Genomic DNA, 23588 nt, shown 5'->3' with positions numbered 1-23588 from the left:
GAAGTGTATCGTCGCTCACAGGCATGGCCAGCTTTTGCGATAGGCGACCGCCGGACTCGCCTCCTGCCGTAAAACGGATCGCTGTTTGCACCGTAGTAAGGCGTGCGGTCCGACGGGCCTGTGTCGAAACAGATCCTGGCGCGAAGTCGGAGCTCCGCAACTTGATCCTGACAAGGCAGAACGGCGAGCCGGCGCATGTAGACTGTGAATGCGACCGCTGGATTGGCGGCAGGTGGGGCAATGGGAAGAAGCCGAAATCAACCGCGCCGAAATGACGACAGCGCCGCATTTGCGCACTATCTCCACAATCCCGAAATTCTGCGGAACGAGCTGAGAATCTGAAGCACGAGAAAACCACTGCATAGACTAAGATTCAAATCTATGAGCTTGTTCGGGGATACGTGAGTCCTCCTGCACTAAATAAGTGGAAGAACCCTTGATTGTTGTGGCGCTGCATCAGAGGTCCGCAATGGTTTGTCTTTAAGTTTTACTCACATAAAATCCCTCGGAATACGCTCGCTACGTTTGCGAGAAAAAACATTCTCACCGTTGTGAAACGCCTCAATTTCCTCTGAGACGATCCATTCAGTCTTCGTGCAGGACAGGGTAGATACGCTGTTTGTCACGGTCTCCCATGCTTCGCGCGAAAGAATCGATGTTCGCCGACATTCGCCGGTGATCGACAATGGGTTGTTCGCCGCGATTGTCCATCTTTCCTCGAAGTCGCCACCAGTGACAAGGTTGTCGACGAGACTGCGATTGCGGGCGCCTTTCGAGAACTTGCGATAGTGGGTAACGCCCTGTTCTAGGTCACGTTCAATGCGCCGTCCGGATTCACCGGGCGCTATCGTTTCAGAAACTGGAACTGGATCGAAATTTGCCGGCTCCGGGACGTCAATTCGTTCGTGATCGCCGAGCAGCGGGAGCGAGAGTGTGAGGCTGGACAAGTCGAGGTTGAGCGTAGCGTCATAAGGCGGAGGGAGCATCATTGGCCAATAGGCAGTTGAAAGGGCTATCCGAACTTTGTGCCCTGGGGCAATACGGTAGCCGCAGGCGTCCAGACAGATGGTCAGCCTTTCGTCCCGGCCCGGGATAAGCAGGGAGGGAGCCTCATTGCTGTGGCGATGGGCCAGATTTAGCAGACCAAATGATACTCGAGCCTCTGTACCGTCCGGGTAGACGTCGATGATGCGAACTGCGATGTTTGCCATCGGTGCGTCGCTTGAGAGGACTAGCTGCAAGCTCGGCACTCCGAGCAGGACCAATTCCTCATTCAAAGCGTTGCTCTCATAAACCAGTGAACCACCGTCGTCGATGCGCTGGTCACCCGGGAACTCTAAACCGGCGCTAGTCACATACCAATGCCCGGCGGCCGTCCCTGTATCGAGCGGCGACCGCAACAGCGCGCGTCCGCTGACACCTTGACTAGGCGTTGTCGTTAGCTTGCATGAAGTATCGAGCGAAAGGACACGTGTTTCCGGAGCGTGCCACTTCTTTTTAGCAATCCAGTACCCGGGAGCATGGTCGAAGTTGACCGTTGGCCGCGCTCCATCGAGAATAAAGGCTCGCACTTGGGATATGTCCGCGGCGCCATTTGGTTCATCGCGAAGCCAATGGCTCCACCAGTCGACCGCCTCGGTAACAAAGTCCATGCGCGGCCTTGGGTGAGCCAAATGCGGCCACTCGTGAACCCAAGGGCCGATCAGCGCTTTGACCTTTCCGGGAATTCCCTCGACCGCCTTTAAGGGCGTGTTGCGATAACCGTCGTACCATCCGGCAATCACGAGAGCTGGAACGGTGAAGTCATCGAAGTTCTCGCAAATCGAACCATGTTTCCAGAATTCGTCTCGGCGCTGGTGGCAGAGCCAATCCCGTATGAAAAAGGGCTCATTTTCGAGGCGCTCCAGCCACATGGATTGCCAACGTTCTCCGACGATCTCAGGGTCAGGAGCCTGAGACATAATAGACAGCATGATAGTCGCCCACGAAAATCGATCGAGTAGGTGAACGCCATTTTTATAGTGGATGTCGTCGTTGTACCGATCGACTGACGAAGCAACGGAAATAACAGCTTTCAGCGCGGGAGGCTTCATCACAGCGACCTGCAAGGCGTTGAAACCGCTCCACGAGAGTCCCATCATACCTACCTTGCCGTTGCACCACGACTGTGCGGCGATCCATGCAATCACTTCAGTCGCGTTAGCAAGTTCGAGAGGCGTATATTCTCCATCGATAGCGCCCTCTGACTCCCCTGACCCACGGATATCCACGTGGAGACCCGCAATTCCTGCGGCCGCAAAGGCAGGGTACATGGACTCGTCGCGTCTACTTGCTGGGCGTTTCCGGTAGGGGTGGAATTCGAAAACCGCCGGCACCGGCACTTTATAGGCTTCGTCGGGAAGCCAGATACGCGCGGCAAGGTGAGCACCATCCTTTAGAGGAATCCACTCATTCTCGATGACAGTGAACCGAGTCGGCGCGAGAGCCATTTTAAGATCCTTTCTGCGAATCACAGAACAAAAGCTGCACGGTATTGTTCGCAGGGTCTTCCGGTCGAAACAGCTCAATCCGATAATGAATGCGCAATTGTCGTTTCAAAAAGTGCGCCGGTCTGAATGTTTTTGAAACAGCTAGTCGATGGGTCGTAAACTTCCATAAGGCAAGGCGCACAGAAGCACTTGGAAGCGCCATTAACTGGCCATAGCTGTCCGAGTATTGATCCGACTGCTGTTGGCGTTGCCGGACATGGCAACCCTGCGGGGTCGTCGGCCCGCCATCAGAGGGGAGCGACCGAGAATTCCCCTGCCGAAAACTTGCTTGGAGACCGCAGAACGGGCCAAAGAACTCGGGAAACAGCTGGCGGGTATCGCCGTCCCGCATCAGGCCAGCCCCACCGTCGCCTGATTCTGTCGGATTCTGCTGAGCACATCGGCACTGTCGGTAATCGATATCGAATAGGTCACCTCGGGATAGGTTCTGTTGAACTACGCCATCGCCTCATTCCTTTCCTCATTCCTTTGTGTAGGGCATCGTGAATCTTGCGCCCTTCGTGCAATGCCTGAAAGCGAGTGACCGCTGCTCATGGCGACAAGCAGCCGGCGGCGACAAAAGCTCCTCAAGCACCGTGGAGCCCGCCTTTGTCCTCGCCGCCCTTTCTCGACCAGACCCACCAGGCAATCCGGGAAAAGGGCCTGACGCAGGCCGCCCGCGCCATCACCTACACCTGCGCCTACGCAATCGATATGGCACGAACGTCGTCGGGCAATGAGGCGCGCTTCTGGCATGACAGGGCGGCGTTGCTGACCCCATCGCCAAGGCATTTTCGACCGACATCGGCGTCGAGGTCGCCTCGCTCGGTATACAGGTCCACGGCGGCATGGGCTATATCGAGGAGACCGGCGCGGCGCAGTTTCTGCGCGACGCGCGCATCGCCCCGATCTACGAGGGGACGAACGGCATCCAGGCGATCGACCTTGTCACCCGCAAGCTCCCGCTGGGGGATGGCAAGCCCGTCAAGGTCTATATCGCTGAGCTACGCGACGTCGCCGACCGCGTGGCCGCCTCCAAGCGGCCGGCCTTCGGCCTGACGGCTGAGCGCCTCTTCGATCCACTCGGCAGTCTTGAGGAGGCAACGCTTTGGCTTCACGATACGCTGGCGACTGGCCGCACGGCCGAGGCGCTCTCCGGCGCTACGCCCTATCTCCGCCTCTTTGGGCTCGCCGCAGGCGGTGCCTATCTCGCCGAGGGAGCGCTCGCCGTCGAAGAGATTGAACGTGCCAACCTCTGCCGCTGCTTCGCCGAGAATCTGCTTGCAGAGGCCTCGGCGCTTTGCGCGCAGGTCGTGAACGGTGCGGAGAGTATCGTGGCGGCTGGGGCGAAACTTAGAGAGCAGCGGGCTGGTTGGCAGGTTCCCGTTCCGGAGCACTCTGTATGACGCGTTAGGCGCTCGGCCCGTCGTCCGCGCTCCCACAGACCTGGCGGAACCAACCGGTGAACTCGTCCACGGCAGGGTCCGCATCATGGCCACGCAAGAGATAGTATCCCTGGTCTTCCAGCGTCGCGATCTCGGATAGAACTACGAGATCGCCTTGCGCTATCTCCCGCCGGAACACCTGAATAGGGCAAAGTGCGACCCCATGGCCGGCCATGATGGCGCCGGTCAGCAAATTGAAATCCTGATAGATCGGCCCGCGCAGCGGCTTGACGCGCTTCATGCCCGCCTTCTCGAACCACTGCGTCCAACCATCCAAGCTTTCATCGTGGAGCAGATCCGCACCTACCAATCCATTGCTCTGGAGAACCTGCGGCTTCTGTTTCACGTAATGGGCACTGGCCACGGGCTTGTTCATGCGTGAGAAGAGCCTGATGGACCTGTAGCCCTCGCTGTCAGCGCGGCTAAGCGTGATCAGGACATCGTGCTTGTCGGGATCGAAGGCTTCCTGCGCGTGTGCATATTCAACGCGCATGTCTATTTCCGGATGCTTCCTCAGAAAGTCCTGGACAGAAGGCACCAGCCAGCGGGTGGCGATCGAGGGGATGCAGCCGACCGAAAGCGTACTTCTGCCGGCATTGCGTTTCAGACGGCGCGACGAGGCCGAGACCATGCGTAGCGCAGTCGATACGGCCTCGTAGAATTCCGCGCCGGCAGGTGTCAGGACAATGCCGCGGCCGGCGCGTCTGAACAATGGTCGGCCGAGCCACTCCTCGAGCTGTCTTACCTGCTGGCTGACTGCCGAATGCGTCACGTTCATTTCGCGGCTTGCGTTTGTCAGGCTTTCCAGGCGAGCCGCAGCCTCAAACGCCTTTAGCGTGCCGAGCGGAGGCAACTGCATCTGTAAGCCCTCCTTTCTTTTCCTTTAGAAATGACCGTTTGTGCCCAGAGCGACGATCATGCATTTTCCGAGGTGAGAGGCAGCCGAGCCGCTCGCGAAATCGACTCCAGATCGTGCCATATATCACAGTCCTGCTTATAGGTGGAAAACATGTTCGTTCGGTCAGTCAATGAAATTCAGGGAACAGCGCGGGACGTCGACTGGGGCAATGGGACAAGTTATCGCCTGCTGCTTGAATCCGATGGAATGGGCTTTGGTTTCTGCCACACCGTCGTAAAGGCGGGCACGGAATCTCTGCTGCAGTACAGAAATCACTTGGAGGCCTGCTATTGCATCGCCGGTGAAGGGGAGGTGGAAGACATGAGCGGCATTGTCCACCCCATCAAGGCGGGCGACATCTATGTGCTCGACCAGCATGACAAGCATTATCTGCGCGGCGGCAGGGACACAGACCTCGTCCTGGTCAGCGTCTTCAATCCACCGCTCAAGGGCACAGAGCGGCACGACCTGAAAAACGGCGAGGGTTCGTCCTACTGACCCGCCGAGTGCGGTCGAAAGACTGGCAGCTACGATCTGCCCGTCAGATCACCAACGTCGCCTGACGGGGCACAAGGGTGGAAGTTTTGAAAAGTCGAGCGCGCGTTTCGTGGCATAGCTCCCTTTGAAACCAGGCAGAGCTGGTCGATCTGCCTGTGCGATTGGAAACGAGCGCAGAACGATATGTGTGATCTGGCGACTGTCGGATTGGTTCTCGGTACCGTCTGCCAAGGCGGCAATGGTCAAACCCCAGATCACTCTGCGGCAAGTTGTTTTGGACTGAGACGAAGTGCGGCGGCGCGGCGATGGCCCTCGAGTTTTTCGGTCGCGCTCTGGCGAACCGCTGCGGGAGCAACTGCGGCGACGCCACGTTCGTCCAGCCATTGGTGGGTAGCGATCTTCACGTAGGAACCGACCCAGAGGCCACCAGTGTAGCGCCCGGCACCCATCGTCGGGAGGGTATGGTTCGTGCCACAGCACTTGTCGGAATAGACGACACTGGCAAGTTCTCCAATGAAAATCGAGCCGTAGTTGCGCAGCTTCCTCGCGGTCGCCTGCGGGTCGCGGGTGTGGACCTGCAAGTGCTCCGTTGCGATGTGATCGGAGTAGGCAATCATCGCCTCTTCGTCCTTGACAACAGTGATCTCGCCGTAGTCCTTCCACGCGACCCCTGCCACCGGTGCCGTCGGCAGGGTTTCCAACTGTTTCTCGACTTCGCTTAGAATGTCTTCAGCGAGTTTGCGGTCGGTTGTGACCACGCCAACACGGGTGCGAACGTCATGCTCGGCCTGGGCGAGCAGGTCCGTGGCGATCGTTACTGCATTGGCCGTTTCGTCAGCAACGACGAATATTTCGCTGGGACCGGCAAGCTGGTCGATACCGACCTGGCCGAAAACCTGACGCTTTGCTTCGTTGACGAAGGCATTGCCCGGCCCGACGATCTTGTCGACGGCCGGGATCGTCTCGGTGCCATATGCCATGGCGGCGATTGCTTGTGCGCCGCCGACGCGGAAGATGCGATCGGCGCCCGCGAGATGGCAGCCGGCGATCATGGCAGGGTGAGCATTTGGCGGAAGGCAAGCAATAACCTGGTCGCAGCCAGCGACCTTTGCCGGTACGATGGTCATCACCGGAGCCGAAAGAAGCGGGTAACGACCGCCCGGTACATAGCAGCCAACCGTTTCAATCGGGATCACACGATGACCGAGGTGAAGACCGGGAAGGCTCTCGATTTCAAGAGGCAGAATAGTGCCAAGTTGCGCCTCGGCGAAGCGACGGACATTGGCAATAGCGAACTCGGTGTCCTCGCGGGTCTGCGGATCAAGATCGGCAACAGCCTTCAGCTTTTCTTCCTCGGTGACCTCGAAGTTTGCGACGTCAGCCTTGTCGAAGGCGAGGGAGTATTCGCGAACCGCCGCGTCACCTCGCTTGCGGACATTTGCGACGATCTCCTTCACGGTTGTTTCGACCTGAGCTGTATCGGAGACGGCGTCTCTGGTCGGTTGCTTGATCTGGGTAAATTTGCCTTTCAACGCTTCAAGACGCGGCGTCATCAAAATCTCCTGGAATTGGGATAATCCACGCCAGCATCGTGCAACTTCGACTGTCCGGCAATCGCCCTCCAACCAACTGTTCAGTGTAAGCGGTGTTTCCGGACCACCTTTCGGGAGTGGTCGCGATCTGTGAGGTTGCCGATCCTGTATTGGGATCGGAGATCGGCTTGTGTCTGGACTTGACCTTACGCTTGACCCGGAGCGGCAGCTTCGGCGTTTCGAGGTGATCAACGGTGCCGGCGGTCGGCGTCACTGGTCGGTGGATGACAAGGCGCGGATCATCGCGGAGACGCTGGAGCCGAACGCAATCATTTCCGAGGTCGCCCGTCGGTATGGGCTTAGGCCGCAGCAGGTCTTCGCCTGGCGCCGCGAAGCGCGCAAACAGGCCGCTTCGGTGCAGCAAGATTGTCCTGCCTTTGTGCCGGCGGTTTTGGCGGCGGCGGAACCTGTAGCCAGCCGTTCACCGAAGCAGCGGAAACGGCAAGCCACCCGAGATGCCGGTGTGATCGAGCTTGAGATCGACGGCATCGCGATGCGCGTCGGCCGGGGCGCCGATACCAAGACGGTGGCCGCTGTAATCCGCGCGCTGAAGGCGACGTCGTGATCGGGCCGACGGGTGCGGTCAAGGTCATGGTGGCGACGAAGCCGGTCGACTTCCGCAAGGGTGCGGAGGGATTGGCGGCGCTGGTGCGAGAGACAATGGGGGCCGATCCGTTCAGCGGGGCCGTCTACGTCTTCCGGGCGAAGCGGACTGACCGGATCAAGCTGATCTTCTGGGATGGCACCGGGGTTTGCCTCTATGCCAAGCGTTTGGAGGATGGGGAGTTCCGCTGGCCGAAAGTGCATGACGGCATGATGCGGCTGACGGCCGCGCAGCTCTCGGCGCTACTCGAAGGTCTCGACTGGCGGCGAGTCCACGAGGCGCGCCGGACCCGCGTTCCAGCCCAGGCGGGCTGACCCGCGACGAAGTGAATCAGCCTGGATTCCGCTGTCGCGGGTTGTCGGCGAATATGGTCTGATCCGCTCATGGCGATGACGGCTGACCAGCTTCCCGACGATCCGGACGCGCTGAAGGCGATGGTCCTGGCGCGCGACGTCGAGAATGCCCGTCTGATTCAGATCATCAAGGAATTGCAGCGTCACCGCTTCGGCCGGCGTGCCGAGACGCTCCCCGAGGATCAATTGCTGCTGGGGCTCGAAGAGGCCGAGCAGATCGAGGCCGCCGACGAGGAAGAGAACGAACAAGCATCTCCCGCAGAGCGCCTGGAGCGCGCCAGGAAGCGTCGGACGAACCGCGGCGCGTTGCCATCCCATCTGCCGCGGGTGGAAATGATCGTCGACATCGAGGACCATGCCTGCCCATGCTGCCGCAATGGCTTGCATCGGATCGGCGAGGACGTGAGCGAGCGGCTCGACATCGTTCCGGCGCAGCTGCGTGTGATCGTCGTGCGCCGGCCCAAATATGCCTGCCGCGCCTGCGAGGACGTCGTGGTTCAGGCTCCCGCGCCGGCCCGGCTGATCGAGGGTGGTCTTCCGACCGAGGCAACGGTCGCCCAGGTGCTGGTCTCAAAATATGCCGATCACCTTCCGCTCTATCGTCAGGCGCAGATCTACGCCCGGCAAGGAATCAATCTCGATCGCTCCACGCTCGCCGATTGGGTCGGCCGCGCCGCCTGGCACCTGCGTCCGGTGCATGAGCGGCTGCTTGGCAAGCTGAAGTCCTCGCCAAAACTCTTCGCCGACGAGACGACCGCGCCAGTGCTCGATCCGGGCCGCGGCAAGACGAAGACAGGCCAACTCTGGGCCTATGCGCGTGATGATCGGCCATGGCAGGGAGCCGACCCGCCGGGCGTCGCCTATGTCTACGCAGCCGACCGGAAGGCCGAGCGTCCGATCGCTCATCTCGCAGGCTTCACTGGAATCCTGCAGGTCGGACAAGCCTTTCATGGGCATCGTGACGTCCAAGGAACGAGCCGAAGACACGATGGCGATGGCAGGCATCGTGTTTGGTGAAGACTATGTCCGCGACAACCCGGTGCTGGTGTCGATCACCAACTGCAATTCGCCGCTGGTATGGGATGCCACCATGCTGGACGCGATGAAGGTCTATGCGCGCCACAACCAGCCACTGATCCTGGCGCCCTTCGCGCTCTGCGGCGCCTCGACTTCGGCCTCTGCCGTGGGCGCGGTCGCGCAGGTCAATGCGGAAGCGCTGGCCGGCGTCGCCTTCACGCAGCTGCTGCGCCCGGGCTCGCCGCAGATCTACGGACAGTTCATGGTGACCGTCGACATGAAGACCGGCGCTCCCATGGGTGGCACGCCGGAGGCGGCGCAGATGATGTACCTGATGGGCGCGCTGGCGCGGAAATACAAACTGCCCTGGCGCACCTCGGGCTTCCATGTCGGGTCGAAGCTCAACGACGCCCAGGCCGGCTACGAGGCCAACATGCTGATGCATGCCGCCATCCTCGCCGGCGCCAACTATATCTGGCACTCCGCCGGGTGGCTGGAGGCCGGCCTGAGCTGCGGCTATTCGAAATTTGCCACCGACTGCGAACAGCTGGTCGGTTGGTACAAATATGCCGGCGGGCTGCCGTTCGACGATTTCAAGGAAGCGATGGCGGCGATCCGCGAGGTCGGGCCGCAGGGTCATTTCCTCGGCACCAAGCACACGCTCGAGCATTTCGAGTCCGCTTTCTTCATGCCCACCATCATGGACTTCAACTCGTACGAACAGTGGAAGGCCGAAGGGGCGAAGGATCACGACACGCGTGGCCGCGAAAAAGCGCGCAACATGCTCGCCGACTATGAGGAGCCCAAGCTCGACGAGGGCGTCGCCGAGGGTCTCAAGGATTTGATCGCGCGGCGTGAGGAAAAACTGCCGGACAGCGTTAGTTAGTAAGACAGGCGAAGAACCTGACGGAACCACCAAGGGAGGAAAACATGACGCTCTTCAGAAGCAATGGCGACCGCGTGCCGGGCGCTATCGAGGCAATGGCGAAAGAGACGCGTGCGGGCCGCATGGACCGGCGCGAATTCCTGGCGCTGGCCAGCGCCTTCGGCGCATCGACGGCTTTCGCCTACAGCATGATCGGCCTTGCCGCGCCGACCAAAGCCCTGGCCGAGGAACCGAAAAAGGGTGGAACGCTGCATGTCGCCATGTCGGTCAAGGCACAGAAGGATCCGCGCACCTATGACTGGACCGAGATGGCAAACGTCACCCGTTGCTGGCTGGAGCCGCTTGTCCGCTACACGCACCAGTTCACCTTCGAGCCGGTCCTGCTCGAAAGCTGGGACGTCAATGACGACGCCACCGAATACACGCTGCATCTGCGCAAAGGCATCACCTGGAACAATGGCGATGCCTTTAACGCCGATGACGTGGTCGCCAATCTGAATCGCTGGTGCGAGAAGGGGGCTTCCGGCAATTCCATGGCGGCACGCGTCGGCGCGCTGATCGACACAAAGACGGGCAAGGCCAAGGATGGCGCTATCACCAAGGTCGATGACCTCACGGTCAAGCTGAAGCTCGGCGAACCCGACATCGCGATCATACCGGGCCTGACCGACTATCCGGCGCTGGTCGTGCATCGCGACTTCGACAAGGATGGCGCCGACCCGATCAAGAAGCCGATCGGTACCGGACCTTTCGAGCTGGTGTCCTATGCGGTGGGTTCGAAGGCGGTCGTCAAGCGGCGCGAGAGCGGCAAGTGGTGGGGTGGCGAAACGCCGCTCGACGGTGTCGAGTTCATCGACTACGGCACCGACTTCAATGCCACGCTGAATGCCTTCGAATCCGGCGAGATCGACCTCGATTTCGAAACGCCGGCCGACTTCATCGACGCCCTCGACAAGATGGATCTGGTGAAATCGGAGGTCGCTACGGCGACCACGCTGGTTGCCCGCACCAACATCACCCACAAGCCTTATGACGACCAGCGGGTGCGCAATGCGCTGCAGATGGCCGTCGACAACGATGCCGTCATGCAACTCGGCTACGCCGGGCGCGGTACGGTCGGCGAAAACCACCATGTCGCCCCGATCCATCCCGAATACTATCCGCTGCCCAAGAAGACGCGGGATGCCGCCGCCGCCAAGAAGCTGATGGCGGATGCCGGGCAGGCCGACTTCGAGCACGAGCTGATCACCGTCGAGGACGAATGGCAGAAGAACACCGGCGACGCGATCGCCGGCCAGCTGCGCGATGCCGGCATCAAGGTGAAGCGTACGGTGCTCCCGGGCTCGACCTTCTGGAATGACTGGACGAAATATCCGTATTCGATGACCATCTGGTACATGCGGCCGCTGGGCGTCCAGGTGCTTGCACTCGGCTATCGCTCGGGCGAGGCCTGGAACGAAACGGCCTATGCCAACCCGGATTTCGACGCCAAGCTGAAGCAGGCACTCTCGCTGGCCGATCCTGCGAAGCGCAAGGAGGTGATGAAGGACGTCGAGCAGATCCTGCAGGATTCCGGCGTCATCATCCAGCCGTTCTGGCAGAAGCTCTACTGCCACATGAGCAAGAAGGTGAAGAACTACGGAATGCACCAGACCTACGAAATGGACTTCCAGAACGTCTGGCTGGACGCCTGATTTAACTCCCGAGACTTGCAAGCAACAGCCGCCGGCACCTCTGACAAAAGGTGCCGGCGGCCCGTAATCACTGACAAGCAATTGGCACAGGCAAAAATGTCCGACGACGAGATCATCCTTTCCGAACTTTCCGACGACGAGTTGGTGCAGCAGATGCACGACGATCTCTATGACGGCCTGAAGGAAGAGATCGAGGAAGGCACCAACATCCTGCTCGAGCGCGGCTGGGTGCCCTACAAGGTGCTGACCGAGGCGCTGGTCGAAGGCATGCGCATCGTCGGCGAGGACTTTCGCGATGGCATCCTGTTCGTTCCCGAAGTGCTGCTTTCGGCCAATGCGATGAAGGCCGGCATGTTCATCCTGCGCCCGCTGCTCGCCGCGACCGGCGCGCCGAAGCAGGGCAAGATGGTCATCGGCACCGTCAAGGGCGACATTCACGACATCGGCAAGAACCTTGTCGGCATGATGATGGAAGGCGCCGGCTTCGACGTCATCGACCTCGGCATCAACAATGCGGTCGAGAAATACCTCGACGCCATCGAGCAGCACCAGCCCGACATCATCGGCATGTCGGCGCTTTTGACCACGACCATGCCCTACATGAAGGTCGTCATCGACACGATGAAGGAAAAGGGTATTCGCGACGACTACGTCGTGCTGGTCGGCGGTGCGCCGCTCAACGAGGAATTCGGCAAGGCCGTCGGCGCCGATGCCTATTGCCGCGACGCGGCGGTGGCCGTCGAGACCGCCAAGGACTTCATGAAGCGCAAGCACAACGTGCGCGTATCATAGCCGCAAGGCAACTTTCCTTCCTTCGTGGAAGGCGTAGGGCGCCTGGCGCGGAGCGACAGCGTCGCCGACCTCTATGAACGGCTGGGACGTATTTTCCAACTCTTTCGCCAGCCAATTCGCTGCCACATTCGTGGTTGCCAGAACAAGGCAATCGCCCGGCACGAAGCTTTCTTCACGGGTGTTGTGGTCAACGATGGTCGCGCCGTCCCCGTGCCACTCGAGCACGCTGACATCCACCAGCCATGTGACGCCAAGCTGGCGCAACGTCCGCCGCAGCGGGAAATCAGCTGCCGTCCCCTGCAGTTCCTTGCCGACCAACGGATCAGGCGTGAGAATGGTGACTTGATGGCCATCCTCGGCAAGTTTCCAGGCTGTACCGCCGCCGCGCCAGCCGCCGCCCTCGTCGAGCAAAAGCACACGCTTACCTGGCCGCGCAACGCGGGCCATAACGGCTTCGATCGAGAAGACATTGCCCCTTTCGATGCCGGGTAGGCTCGGCATTGCCGGCAGAGCCTTCTGGAAGCCTGTTTCAGGAGACACCGACCCCGTGGCCAGGATGACAGTGTCAGCCTGGAACGAGGCGATTTCGGATGCCTCGACATAGGTGTTCAGTCGTACGTCGACGTTCAGTTTGCCGAGTTGGCGCTCATACCACCCGAGAAGGTCGAGGATTTGCCCGCGGCGTGGCTGCAGTCCGGCGAGCAGAAAGTTCCCGCCCAGCCTACTGGAGGCTTCGACCAGCACCACGTCGTGCCCTCGCTCGGCGGCAACCCGTGCCGCCTCGAGGCCGGCGGGACCGCCGCCGACGACAAGCCCCCGTTTTTTGGTGGCGGCTGACGTGAACCGGTCACCGCCCCATTCAAACTCACGCCCCGCGGAGGGATTGATAAGACAGCTGATCCAGTAGTCGCGCGAACGACGGCCCCAGCACATCTGGTTGCAGGAAATGCATCCGCGCACATCTTCCGGCCGGTCGGCCGCGGCCTTGCGTGCCAGATGCGGGTCGGCGATCTGACCCCGCACGATCGACACCAGGTCGGCAGCTTTTTCGCCGAGCACCGTTTCGGCGTTTTCAGGCGTCCTGATATGGCTTTCGGCGACCACGAGGGCCGTCTTGACCGCACCCTTTAGGACCGTCGCGAGATCGGTGCCAAGCTTCTCCGGATAGAGAAAGGTCGGCATTATCTTGTAGAAATCGAGGTAGCTGCCGGTGCCGCAGGTCACGTAGTCGATCAGTTCCTGTTCATCATGCAGGTGAATGATCTCCGCCAGTTCCTGGCGACTGAGCGCGACTGTGTAGTCGGGCTCATCGCTGACCGACAGCCCGACGATGAATTCTCGGCCACATGTTTCGCGGATGCGGCTCAGGATCTCGCGGGAGATCCGCGTGCGGTTTTCGAGCGAGCCTCCCCATTGATCTTCACGTCGGTTTGTCCAGGGTGTCCAGAACTGATCGACCAATCCGAGATAGGCCGCCCAGACTTCGACGCCATCGAAACCGGCTTCCTGGCAGCGGCGCGCGGCCTGAACAAAGCCGTCGATAGTCTCCCAGATCTCATCCTCGGACATGGCGTGGGAACCATCGCTGTCATGATAGCTTGGAAGGCCCGAGGGCGACCAATGCGCATGAAACGAGTTGTCCGAATCCCCATGCGCACCGACATGATAGAGCTGCTGGATGGCGATCGCCCCATGGTCCTTGATCGCGCGCGTGACCCGCTGGAAATGAGGAATGACGCTATCGTCGCCAGGTCGAAAATTGCCGCGTGTCAGGACGGCGGCCTGATGAACGGGCATGGGTTCGACAACAATCATGCCGGCGCCACCGATGGCTCGCTCGGCATAGTAGGCAACGTGTCGTTCTGTCGGCACGCCATTCTCCGCCATGTTCGCGGTATGAGCCCCGAACACGATCCGGTTTCGCAGCGTGCGGCTGCCCAGCTTTACCGGCGAGAACAGATGCGGAAAGAGTTTTGACATAAGTATCTCACCAGCGGTCGGAGGGAGGCCCGCCTCGTGCGGCAGTCAGGAGGCTTGTCCCATAGCCACGGATTTATGAAGCGCTGCGGCAAGGCCGTCTGCCACGGCTGCTTCAAACCCGGCTGCGCGCATGGCCTCGATTGCAGCGGCGGTAGTGCCGCGGTAGTCGACGAAAGTCTGGACGATATCTTTGGGATTTTCTGCGCGAGCCTCGAGGAGTTTGCCGGTTCCAACAAGCATTGCGCTGACGCCCCGCCGGGCAATATCTGGGTTCATTCCTCGGCTGACCGCGTCGTCAATCATCGCCGCCGCCAGAAGCGCCGGAAACGCCGGGCCGGAGCCTGTAAGACCTGTAAGATAATCGATATCTGCTTCGCTTTTGACTTCATCGGCAGCGCCACAGGCTTCCAGGATCCGGCGAATGACATTGCGGTCATCCGCGGTGACACCTCGAGTGCCGATCCAGGGCGTGTAGGAATTGCGCACCTCTGCGGCTGCATTCGGAAGCGTGCGGACGACGCGGTCGGTCTTGAGACGTCGAGCCAATTGGTCGAGAGGGATCCCGGCCATGACCGACATGACAAGCTTGCCGGACGCAGAAATGTCGATGGCAGGCCAATCCTGGGGCCGGACCGACACGATGATGACATCAGATCGATCCACCAGTTCCTGGTTGTCCCAGGTCCAGGTAGCATCTGGCAGAAAGCCCGGTTGCCCGCTTCTGTAAGAGAGTGTGAGGTGCTCAGGGGACACTATTTGCGCATCGACAATGGCCTCGGCGAAGGCGCGTCCAAGCCAGCCACCTCCACCGACTATTCCGATGCTCATGGGTTGGCTCATTGTCGCAACTCTTCCTCAGTCCGCCAAATAGTCATGTCTGGCGAAGAACCGATCCAGCTCACGCTGCTGCGGGGCCTCGCCTGTAAAAATTTCCACATACCCGGGAATGCGCTTCATGCGGGCCGTGAGATCTTCCCGGGTCTGCATTGAGATGTAGCCGATCTGCACCAGGTAGACGGTGCGCGCTCGAACATCGGCCAAACTTTCCTTGTAACCGAAGCGGACGAACATCTGGCTCATGGCGTCGAGACGCGTTTGGTCGGCTTTTTGTACCTCCGCCAGAATGTCAGGGGATTGAATTGCCCAGCTTCTGACGGCGAACTCGAACTGGGCATCGAACAAGGACTTGTCGAGCCAGCAGTCGAAAACGTTTAGCATCGCTTCCGCAACCGTCTCGGCATAGGCCTCGGCCTGCTTGACGAGGCTGCCGGTGTTCTTGTCGCGCCAACGCGCTACGAGGGCAGCCAACAGTTCTTCTCTATCCTTGAAGAACCAATAGAAGCTGGTGCGCGACAGGCCCAGCTTCTTGGCAAGTGGCGAAATTCTCACCGTGTCGACGCCGGATTCCAGAAGCAAGTCGTAGGCGGCTTCGAGCCATCCCTCCGGCGATCCACGCCATCCGCTATCGTTCGAAATCTGCTCCATGAGCGGCCAGCCTAACAAAAGGTCAAACTGAAAACCAGCAAAATGTACACCTATGTCGACTCTTTCGACGTCTCAGAAGCTAAACTTGACATGCATGTACATTTTCGGGTAGCGTTCGCACTTGCCATCCCAGCCCGGAGTTCGTCAGATGTCGAGCGATCCCCTTCTGCAGCCATACAAACTCAAGCATTTGACCCTGCGCAATCGCATCATCGTGACCTCCCATGAGCCGGCTTATCCGGAGGACGGGATGCCTAAGGAGCGCTATCTTGCCTACACGGTGGAAAGGGCAAAGGGCGGTGTGGCGATGACGATGACAGCCGGCTCCGCGGCGGTCTCGAAGGACAGCCCCCCGGTTTTCAACAACCTGCTCGCGTACAAGGACGAGATCGTGCCGTGGATCCGGCAAATGACCGATGCGGTGCACGAAGAGGGCGCCGCCATCATGATCCAGCTAACCCATCTTGGACGGCGTACACGCTGGGACAAAGGTGACTGGCTTCCCGTCGTGGCACCGTCCCATCATCGTGAAGCCTCCCACCGCGCGTTTCCCAAGAAAATTGAAGACTGGGATATCGAGCGCATCATCAAAGACTTCGCGGACGCCGCCGAGCGGATGAAGGCGGGCGGGATGGATGGCGTGGAGCTGGAGGCTTACGGCCACCTGCTCGAACAGTTCACGTCTCCTCTCACGAACGACCTTGACGGCCCTTATGGCGGTTCCCTCGATAATCGCATGCGCTTCTGCATGGACGTGTTGAAGGCGATCCGGTCACGGGTCGGCGAGGATTTCATCCTGGGCGTGCGCTACACTGCGGATGAATGTCTCCCCGGCGGCACCGGCAGGTCGGAGGGCATTGAAATCTCCAAGCGCCTCAAGGAAAGCGGACTTATCGATTACCTCAATGTGATCCGCGGCCACATCGACACCGATGCGGGCCTGACGGACGTCATTCCGATTCAGGGAATGGCGAACGCGCCGCATCTTGATTTTGCCGGCGAGATTCGTGCGGCAACCAACTTTCCAACCTTCCATGCAGCGAAAATACCGGATGTGGCGACAGCGCGCCACGCGATTGCGTCAGGTAAGGTCGACATGATCGGCATGACGCGCGCTCACATGACCGACCCACATATCGTGCGCAAGATCATCGAAAAGCGCGAAGACGAAATCAGGCCCTGCGTGGGTGCCAACTATTGCCTTGACCGCATCTATCAGGGCGGGGCGGCATACTGCATTCACAACGCCGCGACCGGCCGCGAATTGACCATGCCGCACATCGTCCCCAAGGCAGAGATCTGCAAGAAAATTGTCATCGTCGGCGCTGGTCCGGCCGGCCTCGAGGCCGCCCGCGTCGCGGGCGAGCGGGGACACGAGGTCGTGGTCTTCGAGGCCGCTAGCGACCCTGGCGGGCAGATCCGCCTGACAGCGCTGAGCCCGCGCCGCAAGGAAATGATGAGCATCATCGATTGGCGCATGGCCCAGTGCGAAAAATATGGAGTGACCATCAAGTTCAATAGCTGGGCGGAAGCAGAAACCATCGAGGCGGAAAATCCTGATGTCGTCATCATTGCGACGGGCGGGGTGGCGCACACCGACGTCCTGTCGAAGGGTAACGAGTTGGTGGTGTCTTCATGGGACATCATCTCCGGAGACGTAAAGCCCGGAAGCAATGTCCTCATCTTCGACGACGCCGGTGACCACGCGGCACTCCAGGCTGCGGAGTTCCTCGCCGGCGCAGGAGCGAAGGTCGAGATCATGACACCGGACCGGTCCTTCTCCCCCGAGGTCATGGCGATGAACCTTGTGCCCTACATGCGGTCTCTTCAAAAACTTGATGTCACCTTCACGGTCACCTATCGGCTTGAGTCCGTTGAGAAGAACGGCAACCAGCTCATTGCAAACGTCGGCAGCGACTACGGCGGTATATCCAAGCAGCGCGTCGTGGATCAGGTTGTCGTCAATCACGGCACCATTCCGCTCGACGACATCTATTTCGAACTGAAACCGAAATCGACCAATCACGGCGAGATTTCGCAAGATGAGCTCATCGCCGGACAACCACAGTCGGTGGTGCGGAATCGGCAGGGCCAATTCCAGCTCTTTCGTATCGGCGACGCAGTTTCGGCCCGCAACACCCACGCCGCGATCTACGACGCACTGCGACTGGCGAAAGATATCTGACGTCTGACAACGGACGCCAACAACAAGGCTGCGAGATGAACAGAAGTGAGGCCCTGCAATATTTTGTAGACACCGCGTTCGTGGCCTTCGACCAGTTCTCCCACGACCTGCGATCGCGCAGATCGATCATCCAGCTCTTCGCCCAATCTGAAGTTCCCGGGCTGGAAAGAACCAAGGCCGGGAGCCGTTTGCCGGTTTGTTCTTATCTTGACTCGGCGTTGGCGGAAGAAGCGATCCCGTCCGCGCTTCGCAACTTGGTCGAACGTTTTAGGGCGATCGAGCCGCTGCTCGAATGGCGGCTAAAATCGAACCCCGACCCGTCTGCCAGCAGCAATTTCCCCGACGGTCATGCCAACGCGATGATCCTTGGCCCAGGCGGCATCGAGGACAGAAGCGATCTGTGGCTCGGCGTCACTTTGATGGCTCCTCACGTCCGATATCCCGACCACGATCATCCCCCGGAGGAAACCTACCTCGTGCTTTCACACGGCGAGTTCAAGCAGGCCGACAACGATTGGTTTTCGCCGGGCATCGGCGGTTCATTCTACAATCCGCCAGGCATCAAACACGCGATGAAATCGCTGGATGCGCCGCTGTTCGCTTTCTGGGCACTGTTGGTGGATCAGACGCATCACTGAGCTTGCCCGGGCGAAGCGCTTGATCCATCAATTCGCTTCATCCATCGACTTCGGTTGACAGCTGCCGGTCAAGGTGCTGCCGATTTCGAAGAAACCCCTTGGTCAAAGATCGCGAATTGGTTGCTATATCTCGACCTTCACCCGGCCAACCGGATTGGAACAGCAAGCAAGGATATAGCCGTCGGCAATTTCTTCCTCGGTGATGCCGCCATTGTGGACCATGTGCACATCGCCGTCGATTTTGCGAACCTTGCATGTCCCGCATATTCCCATGCTGCAACCCGATCGGATCACCAGACCGGCAACCCGTGCCGCAGCCAGGATCGTATCTGTCTCGACGCATTTCGCCGAGACGCCGGATAGGGCAAATTCGATCTCGGCCTCGTTCTTCTCGGTGGGAACGAAGTCATCCGGGATTTTTTCGGCCTCAGGAAGAGGCGCGCGGAAGCTTTCCTGATGGTAATGCGCCATGTCGAAACCGAGACCGGCCAGGGCCTCGCGCACCGCTTGCATGAAGGGCTCGGGCCCGCAGCAGAACACCTCGCGATCAAGATAATCCTGCGCCATGAGTCCGAGCATAAGTTGGTTGAACATGCCTCTGTAACCCGTCCACGGCCTGTATGGATCGGTCTGTTCAACCACCCATTTCAGGTCGATGCCAGTTACGCGCGAGGCCATATGCTCCAGCCGTTCGCGGAAGATGATCTCAGAAGGGCGGCGCGCGCAGTGGACAAAGACGATGTCCGGATCAACTCCGGAATCATACAGATGTGTAGTCATGGACATCATCGGTGTGATGCCCGAGCCGGCTGAGATGAAAAGATACTTTTCCGCTGGCTGATGCGCCACCGAGAAGGTGCCCGCCGGACCGATTGCCCGCAGGCGCATTCCCGGACGGAGGCTGTCAAACATCCACTGCGTTCCGACAGAGTCAGCCTGCGCCTTTACGGTGATGGTCAGCGAGGTCGGCCGCGACGGAGATGAGGATATCGTGTAGGTCCGGTAGATCGGACCGCCGGGAGTGGGCAGTTCGAAAGTCAGGAATTGCCCTGGATCAAAATTGAACAGCGATCCGGACGGCGACCGGAAACAAAAGGTCAGGACGTTCGGCGCCTCCGGAAGAAAGGAGGCACATTCGAGTTCTTCGGCGTCGGTCCAGAAAACCAGCCTGGGTTTTGCCATCACGTTCATTGGTTCACTCCGCGGCCAATCGCATCGGGGCCTGAGAGCGCCCAAGCCAGTTCGCGTACCAATCGACGAATTGGGTCACACCGCTTTCCTGAACCGGCGAATATGGCCCGGGAACATAGGCAGGTGAGCAGATCCCTCGCTGGTTGGTCTCGATGATCTCACGGTCTTCATTATTGGTAGAAATCCAGACCTCGGTCAGGCGCTTGAGGTCGTAGTCGAGCCCTTCGACGGCATCCTTGTTCACCAGCCAGGTGGTGGTGACCTCGGTTTCCGTGGCGCTGATTGGCGTTACTCGGAAGGTCAAGGAGTGATCCGGCAGGAAGTGGTTCCAGGTCGTTGGATAATGGAACATCAACAGCGAGCCTGCTTCGGGCAGAGCCACCCGACCAAGATTCTTATGAACGGCAGCCTTGCCGTCGAGCGTGTAGCTCACGGCCTTTTGCTGCAGCGGCATCCGCGCCAGGCGAAATTGCCCGCTGCCGCCAAGGCGAAACTGCGCTGGCGCGCCTGAGGCTTCGCAACGGTCAAAATGCGCCTGAAGGGTCGCCGAGATCGATCCGTCTGCAGACACGCCCGCCACTTCCGGGTCGAGCGAGAAGGAGCGGCACAGCGACGGGTGGTTGCTGCTACAGTGGTAGCATTCGCGGTTGTTCTCCCACACTAGCTTCCAGTTGGCCTTCTCGATGATGGTGGACGTATGCGCGACCTTCGCATTGTTGAGGTCATGGACCTCAAGGTAGGGAAGAGCCAGGTCGGCAAACGGTTCGAAGTCGGGGGGCGTTTCGGACAGACAGACGTAGATCATGCCGGCTAGATTGCGCAGATGGACCGGCTTCAGCCCGTGTTTGGACATGTCGAAGTCGGGCCCCATGTCATTTGCCCAGATGAGCTTGCCGTCAAGCTCATAGGTCCACTGGTGATAGGGGCAGACGAGTTTGGCCACCTGGCCTTCGCGGGCCTTGCAAATCATCGACCCGCGATGGCGGCAGGAATTGTGGAAGGCGCGGATTTCACCATCGCGGGCGCGCACGATGACCACCTCATAGGCACCTACACGCATCGCCACGTAGCTGCCAGCTTTCGCAAGCTGGCACGCCGGGGCTGCGTAGAGCCATTCCTGGTAGAAGATGTGCTCGAGATCGAGTTGGAAAATCTCCGGCGATGTGTAAAAGGGCTGCTCAAGGGCATAGCCCGAGACGCGGCGCGCTAACAATTCTTGGATCGACGGTGACGAGGCGTTCATGCGAAAATTCCATAGATGGCGTGCATTTTGAGTTGAAATTTTCTTATCTCAAAATCTTTTACGCAACGGCATTTATTTTCATCACGATTTACTTCAGCTAACTTCTTGCGTGCCGCAGGCGCTCACATAAAACGGAAAGCATCTCCGAAAAGCCGCGTGATGCCAAGACCATATGGTCACCTTCCTGGCAACCGCTCATCTGCTTTGAGGTGGCGCCTGAAATGCGGGTTTACAAAATGCCGTTGAGGACCTGAACGTGGTGTCCACGGTTTTCAGCCGCCAGATCAAGGCCGCTATCGCGAATGGAACCAAGTCGACTGCGAGCTTCCGTGAGCCGATATTGACCGTCAGTTCGGTTTCTCGGGTCCCTTGGACTTGTGAATTGTCGCGCCTGAGCCGCGCGTTGCGTCTTCCGGCACGCCCTCATGCGCGGCGTGTTCCTTGTCGAACTTGATCACCGGCTCCATTTTCGCCAGCACGTCGTCGGACAGCCAGCACAGGCTCATATGGCCGTTGCCGAGATGCTTGACTGGCGGCACCTTGGTTTCGCAAAGATTGTCCGGCACCAGTTTCTTGTAGCCGCAGCGCGTCTGGAACGGGCAGCCAGAGGGCGGGTTCATCGCCGACGGAATGTCGCCTTCGAGCACGATGTGCCTTTTCACCACGCTGGTATCGGCAATCGGAATCGCCGACAGCAGCGCCTCGGTGTAGGGGTGATAGGGCGGCGAAAAGATCTGGTCGGTCGTGCCTTGCTCGACGATATAGCCGAGATACATGACGACGACGCGGTCGGCGATGTAGCGCACCACCGACAGATCGTGGCTGATGAACAGCATCGTCGTCTTGTTCTTGCGCTGTATGTCCATCAAGAGCTCGGTCACCGCCGCCTGGACCGACACATCCAGCGCCGAGACCGGCTCGTCGGCCACCACCACCTTGGCGTCGCCGGCAAAGGCACGCGCCACGCCGATGCGCTGTTTCTGGCCACCTGAAAGCTGGCGCGGCTTGCGCGTCTCGAACGCCCTTGGCAGCTTCACCAGGTCGAGCAACTCCAGCATCCGCTTGCGGCGGTCGGCCACCGTGTTGCCGACATTGAACTTTTCCAGCGTACGGATGATCTGCGAACCGACCGAATGGCTAGGATTGAGCGTGTCGAACGGATTTTGAAACACCATCTGGATCGACGACACCGTGTCGACGCTGCGCTTCTCGATCCCGGTCGACTGGATCTCCTTGTTGCCGAGCTTCACGCGGCCAGAGCTTGCCGTTTCGAGGCCGAGCAGCACCTTGGCCAGGGTCGATTTTCCGCAGCCGGATTCGCCGACGATGGCGACGGTCTCGGATTCGCGCGCCATGAACGAGATCGTCTCGTTGGCCTTGACGACGCGGCCCTCGCTCGAGCCGAACACTTCGCTGCCGCCGACCTTGTAGTACTTCCGGAGGTCTTCGATCTGGAGCACCGGCGCACCGGGCACCACCCGCTCGTTGACCTTCTTGGCGCCGGGCGGCAGCGCCTCCCAGTCGATTTCGTTGAAGCGCACGCAGCGCGAGAAATGCCCGTCATGGCCGTCGACCGCGATCATCGGAATTTCGGCGGCGTTGCAGACGCCCTCGACGAAATGGTGGCAGCGCGGGCCGAAATTGCAGCCCTTCGGCCGCTCGTGCGGTAGCGGCAGCTGGCCGGGGATCGAGATCAGCGGTCGCGAATTCTTGTCGGCGCCCGGCAGCGGGATCGAGCGGAACAGCCCTTGCGTATAGGGATGACGCATCCGGTCGAACACGTCCTTGATCTTGCCGGTCTCGACCGCTTCGCCCGAATACATCACCGTGATCCGATCGCAGGTTTCCAGGATCAGGCCGAGATTGTGCGACACGAAGATCATCGACGTGCCGAACTTCTCGCCCAGTCCCTTGACCAGATCGACGATGCCGGCCTCCACCGTCACATCGAGCGCCGTCGTCGGCTCGTCGAGCAGAAGCAGTGCCGGCTTCGACAGCAGCGCCATGGCGATGACGATGCGCTGCTGCTGGCCGCCGGAGAGCTGGTGCGGATAGGAGCGCATCATGCGTTCGGGATCGGGCAGCTTCACCGCCCGCACCATGTCGAGTGCGCGGGTGTAGGCCTCTTCCTTCGACACCTTGTCGTGGATCAGCGGCACTTCCATCAATTGCTGGCCGACCTTCATCGCCGGATTGAGGCTCGCCATCGGCTCCTGGTAGATCATGGCGATCTTGTTGCCGCGGATGGCGCGCAGTTCCTCGTCGGACAGCTCGCCCATGTCCTTGCCCTGGAACTTGATCTTGCCGCCGACGATCTTTCCGATGTTGGAGAGGTCGCGCATGATGCCGAGCGACACGGTCGACTTGCCGCAGCCGGATTCGCCGACGATGCCCATCGCCTCGCCCGGCATCACCGTGCAGGAAAAGTCCATGACGGCAGGGATCTCGCCCTTGCGGGTGAAGAAGGAGATCGACAGGTTCTCGATCTCGATGATCGGCCCATTGGTCGGCTTTGGGGGATTTCGAACTGCCTCATTCATGGGTCGCTCCAATCCTTAA

Annotated in this window: 17 protein-coding genes and 2 pseudogenes; 10 read left to right on the top strand and 9 right to left on the bottom strand. The window is 59.9% G+C overall.

Going from position 1 to position 23588, the window contains the following annotated elements:
- Positions 1–491 precede the first annotated feature (491 nt).
- Positions 492–2489: a CocE/NonD family hydrolase gene (locus tag CK227_RS15630; protein ID WP_095775986.1), complete on the bottom strand. Its 1998-nt coding sequence runs from the start codon at positions 2487–2489 to the stop codon at positions 492–494.
- A 696-nt stretch (positions 2490–3185) separates the two neighbouring features.
- On the opposite strand from CK227_RS15630, the pseudogene CK227_RS15625 reads away from it, so the two are divergent.
- Positions 3186–3934: pseudogene (locus CK227_RS15625) on the top strand (acyl-CoA dehydrogenase); the annotation flags it as partial.
- Positions 3935–3938: 4 nt separating this feature from the next.
- On the opposite strand, the gene CK227_RS15620 reads toward CK227_RS15625, so the two are convergent.
- Positions 3939–4832: a LysR substrate-binding domain-containing protein gene (locus tag CK227_RS15620; protein WP_095775985.1), complete on the bottom strand. Its 894-nt coding sequence runs from the start codon at positions 4830–4832 to the stop codon at positions 3939–3941.
- A gap of 150 nt (positions 4833–4982) precedes the next feature.
- Here CK227_RS15620 and CK227_RS15615 point away from each other — a divergent pair, with 150 nt between their 5' ends.
- Positions 4983–5369, top strand: a complete 387-nt coding sequence (locus CK227_RS15615; RefSeq protein ID WP_095776017.1) for an ectoine synthase — start codon at positions 4983–4985, stop codon at positions 5367–5369.
- Positions 5370–5623: 254 nt separating this feature from the next.
- On the opposite strand, the gene hisD is transcribed toward CK227_RS15615, so the two are convergent.
- Positions 5624–6922, bottom strand: coding sequence for a histidinol dehydrogenase (gene hisD, locus CK227_RS15610; RefSeq protein WP_095775984.1), 1299 nt, complete (start codon positions 6920–6922; stop codon positions 5624–5626).
- A 223-nt stretch (positions 6923–7145) separates the two neighbouring features.
- Here hisD and CK227_RS15605 point away from each other — a divergent pair, with 223 nt between their 5' ends.
- From CK227_RS15605 to CK227_RS15580, 6 genes and pseudogenes are all read left to right on the top strand, one after another.
- Positions 7146–7526 (top strand): transposase, encoded by a 381-nt coding sequence (locus CK227_RS15605; protein WP_210248236.1) that lies wholly within the window; start codon positions 7146–7148, stop codon positions 7524–7526.
- On the top strand, positions 7523–7879 hold the full coding sequence (gene tnpB / locus CK227_RS15600) for an IS66 family insertion sequence element accessory protein TnpB (protein ID WP_023709031.1): 357 nt from the start codon (positions 7523–7525) through the stop codon (positions 7877–7879). The genes CK227_RS15605 and tnpB overlap by 4 nt, the downstream gene beginning before the upstream one ends.
- 69 nt (positions 7880–7948) lie before the next feature.
- Positions 7949–8854: pseudogene (locus tag CK227_RS15595) on the top strand (IS66 family transposase); the annotation flags it as partial.
- A gap of 13 nt (positions 8855–8867) precedes the next feature.
- The gene (locus CK227_RS15590; protein ID WP_245318181.1) at positions 8868–9821 is read left to right on the top strand and encodes a trimethylamine methyltransferase family protein; all 954 of its coding nucleotides are present in this window, start codon (positions 8868–8870) and stop codon (positions 9819–9821) included.
- Between the two features lie 44 nt (positions 9822–9865).
- Positions 9866–11515, top strand: coding sequence for an ABC transporter substrate-binding protein (locus tag CK227_RS15585; RefSeq protein ID WP_095774043.1), 1650 nt, complete (start codon positions 9866–9868; stop codon positions 11513–11515).
- A 96-nt stretch (positions 11516–11611) separates the two neighbouring features.
- Positions 11612–12307, top strand: coding sequence for a B12-binding domain-containing protein (locus CK227_RS15580; protein WP_095774044.1), 696 nt, complete (start codon positions 11612–11614; stop codon positions 12305–12307).
- Here CK227_RS15580 and CK227_RS15575 read toward each other — a convergent pair.
- Genes CK227_RS15575 through CK227_RS15565 form a run of 3 tightly spaced genes read right to left on the bottom strand, consistent with a single transcriptional unit; the run spans position 12302 to position 15772 of the window.
- Positions 12302–14287: an FAD-dependent oxidoreductase gene (locus tag CK227_RS15575; protein WP_095774045.1), complete on the bottom strand. Its 1986-nt coding sequence runs from the start codon at positions 14285–14287 to the stop codon at positions 12302–12304. The genes CK227_RS15580 and CK227_RS15575 overlap by 6 nt on opposite strands.
- A gap of 45 nt (positions 14288–14332) precedes the next feature.
- A complete protein-coding gene (locus tag CK227_RS15570) occupies positions 14333–15127 on the bottom strand; it encodes a pyrroline-5-carboxylate reductase dimerization domain-containing protein (protein ID WP_095774046.1) in 795 nt (264 codons plus the stop codon).
- 15 nt (positions 15128–15142) lie between these two features.
- Complete coding sequence (locus tag CK227_RS15565; RefSeq protein ID WP_095774047.1) at positions 15143–15772, bottom strand: TetR/AcrR family transcriptional regulator; 630 nt, start codon at positions 15770–15772, stop codon at positions 15143–15145.
- 148 nt (positions 15773–15920) lie between these two features.
- Between CK227_RS15565 and CK227_RS15560 the strand changes: the two genes are divergently transcribed.
- Both CK227_RS15560 and CK227_RS15555 read left to right on the top strand, forming a co-directional pair.
- Positions 15921–17957, top strand: coding sequence for an NADH:flavin oxidoreductase (locus CK227_RS15560; RefSeq protein WP_095774048.1), 2037 nt, complete (start codon positions 15921–15923; stop codon positions 17955–17957).
- A gap of 35 nt (positions 17958–17992) precedes the next feature.
- Positions 17993–18595, top strand: a complete 603-nt coding sequence (locus tag CK227_RS15555; protein WP_095774049.1) for a dimethylsulfoniopropionate lyase — start codon at positions 17993–17995, stop codon at positions 18593–18595.
- Positions 18596–18718: 123 nt separating this feature from the next.
- Here the strand turns inward: CK227_RS15555 and CK227_RS15550 are convergent, their stop codons facing one another.
- The 3 genes from CK227_RS15550 to CK227_RS15540 form a co-directional block, all read right to left on the bottom strand.
- The gene (locus CK227_RS15550) at positions 18719–19786 is read right to left on the bottom strand and encodes a hybrid-cluster NAD(P)-dependent oxidoreductase (protein WP_095804193.1); all 1068 of its coding nucleotides are present in this window, start codon (positions 19784–19786) and stop codon (positions 18719–18721) included.
- 4 nt (positions 19787–19790) lie between these two features.
- Positions 19791–21029: an aromatic ring-hydroxylating dioxygenase subunit alpha gene (locus CK227_RS15545; protein ID WP_095774051.1), complete on the bottom strand. Its 1239-nt coding sequence runs from the start codon at positions 21027–21029 to the stop codon at positions 19791–19793.
- Between the two features lie 347 nt (positions 21030–21376).
- Positions 21377–23569, bottom strand: coding sequence for an ABC transporter ATP-binding protein (locus tag CK227_RS15540; protein ID WP_095774052.1), 2193 nt, complete (start codon positions 23567–23569; stop codon positions 21377–21379).
- Positions 23570–23588: the final 19 nt, after the last annotated feature.

Source organism: Mesorhizobium sp. WSM4308 (assembly GCF_002294905.1).
GTDB lineage: Bacteria > Pseudomonadota > Alphaproteobacteria > Rhizobiales > Rhizobiaceae > Mesorhizobium.
This window is presented reverse-complemented; position numbering and strand designations above follow the sequence as displayed.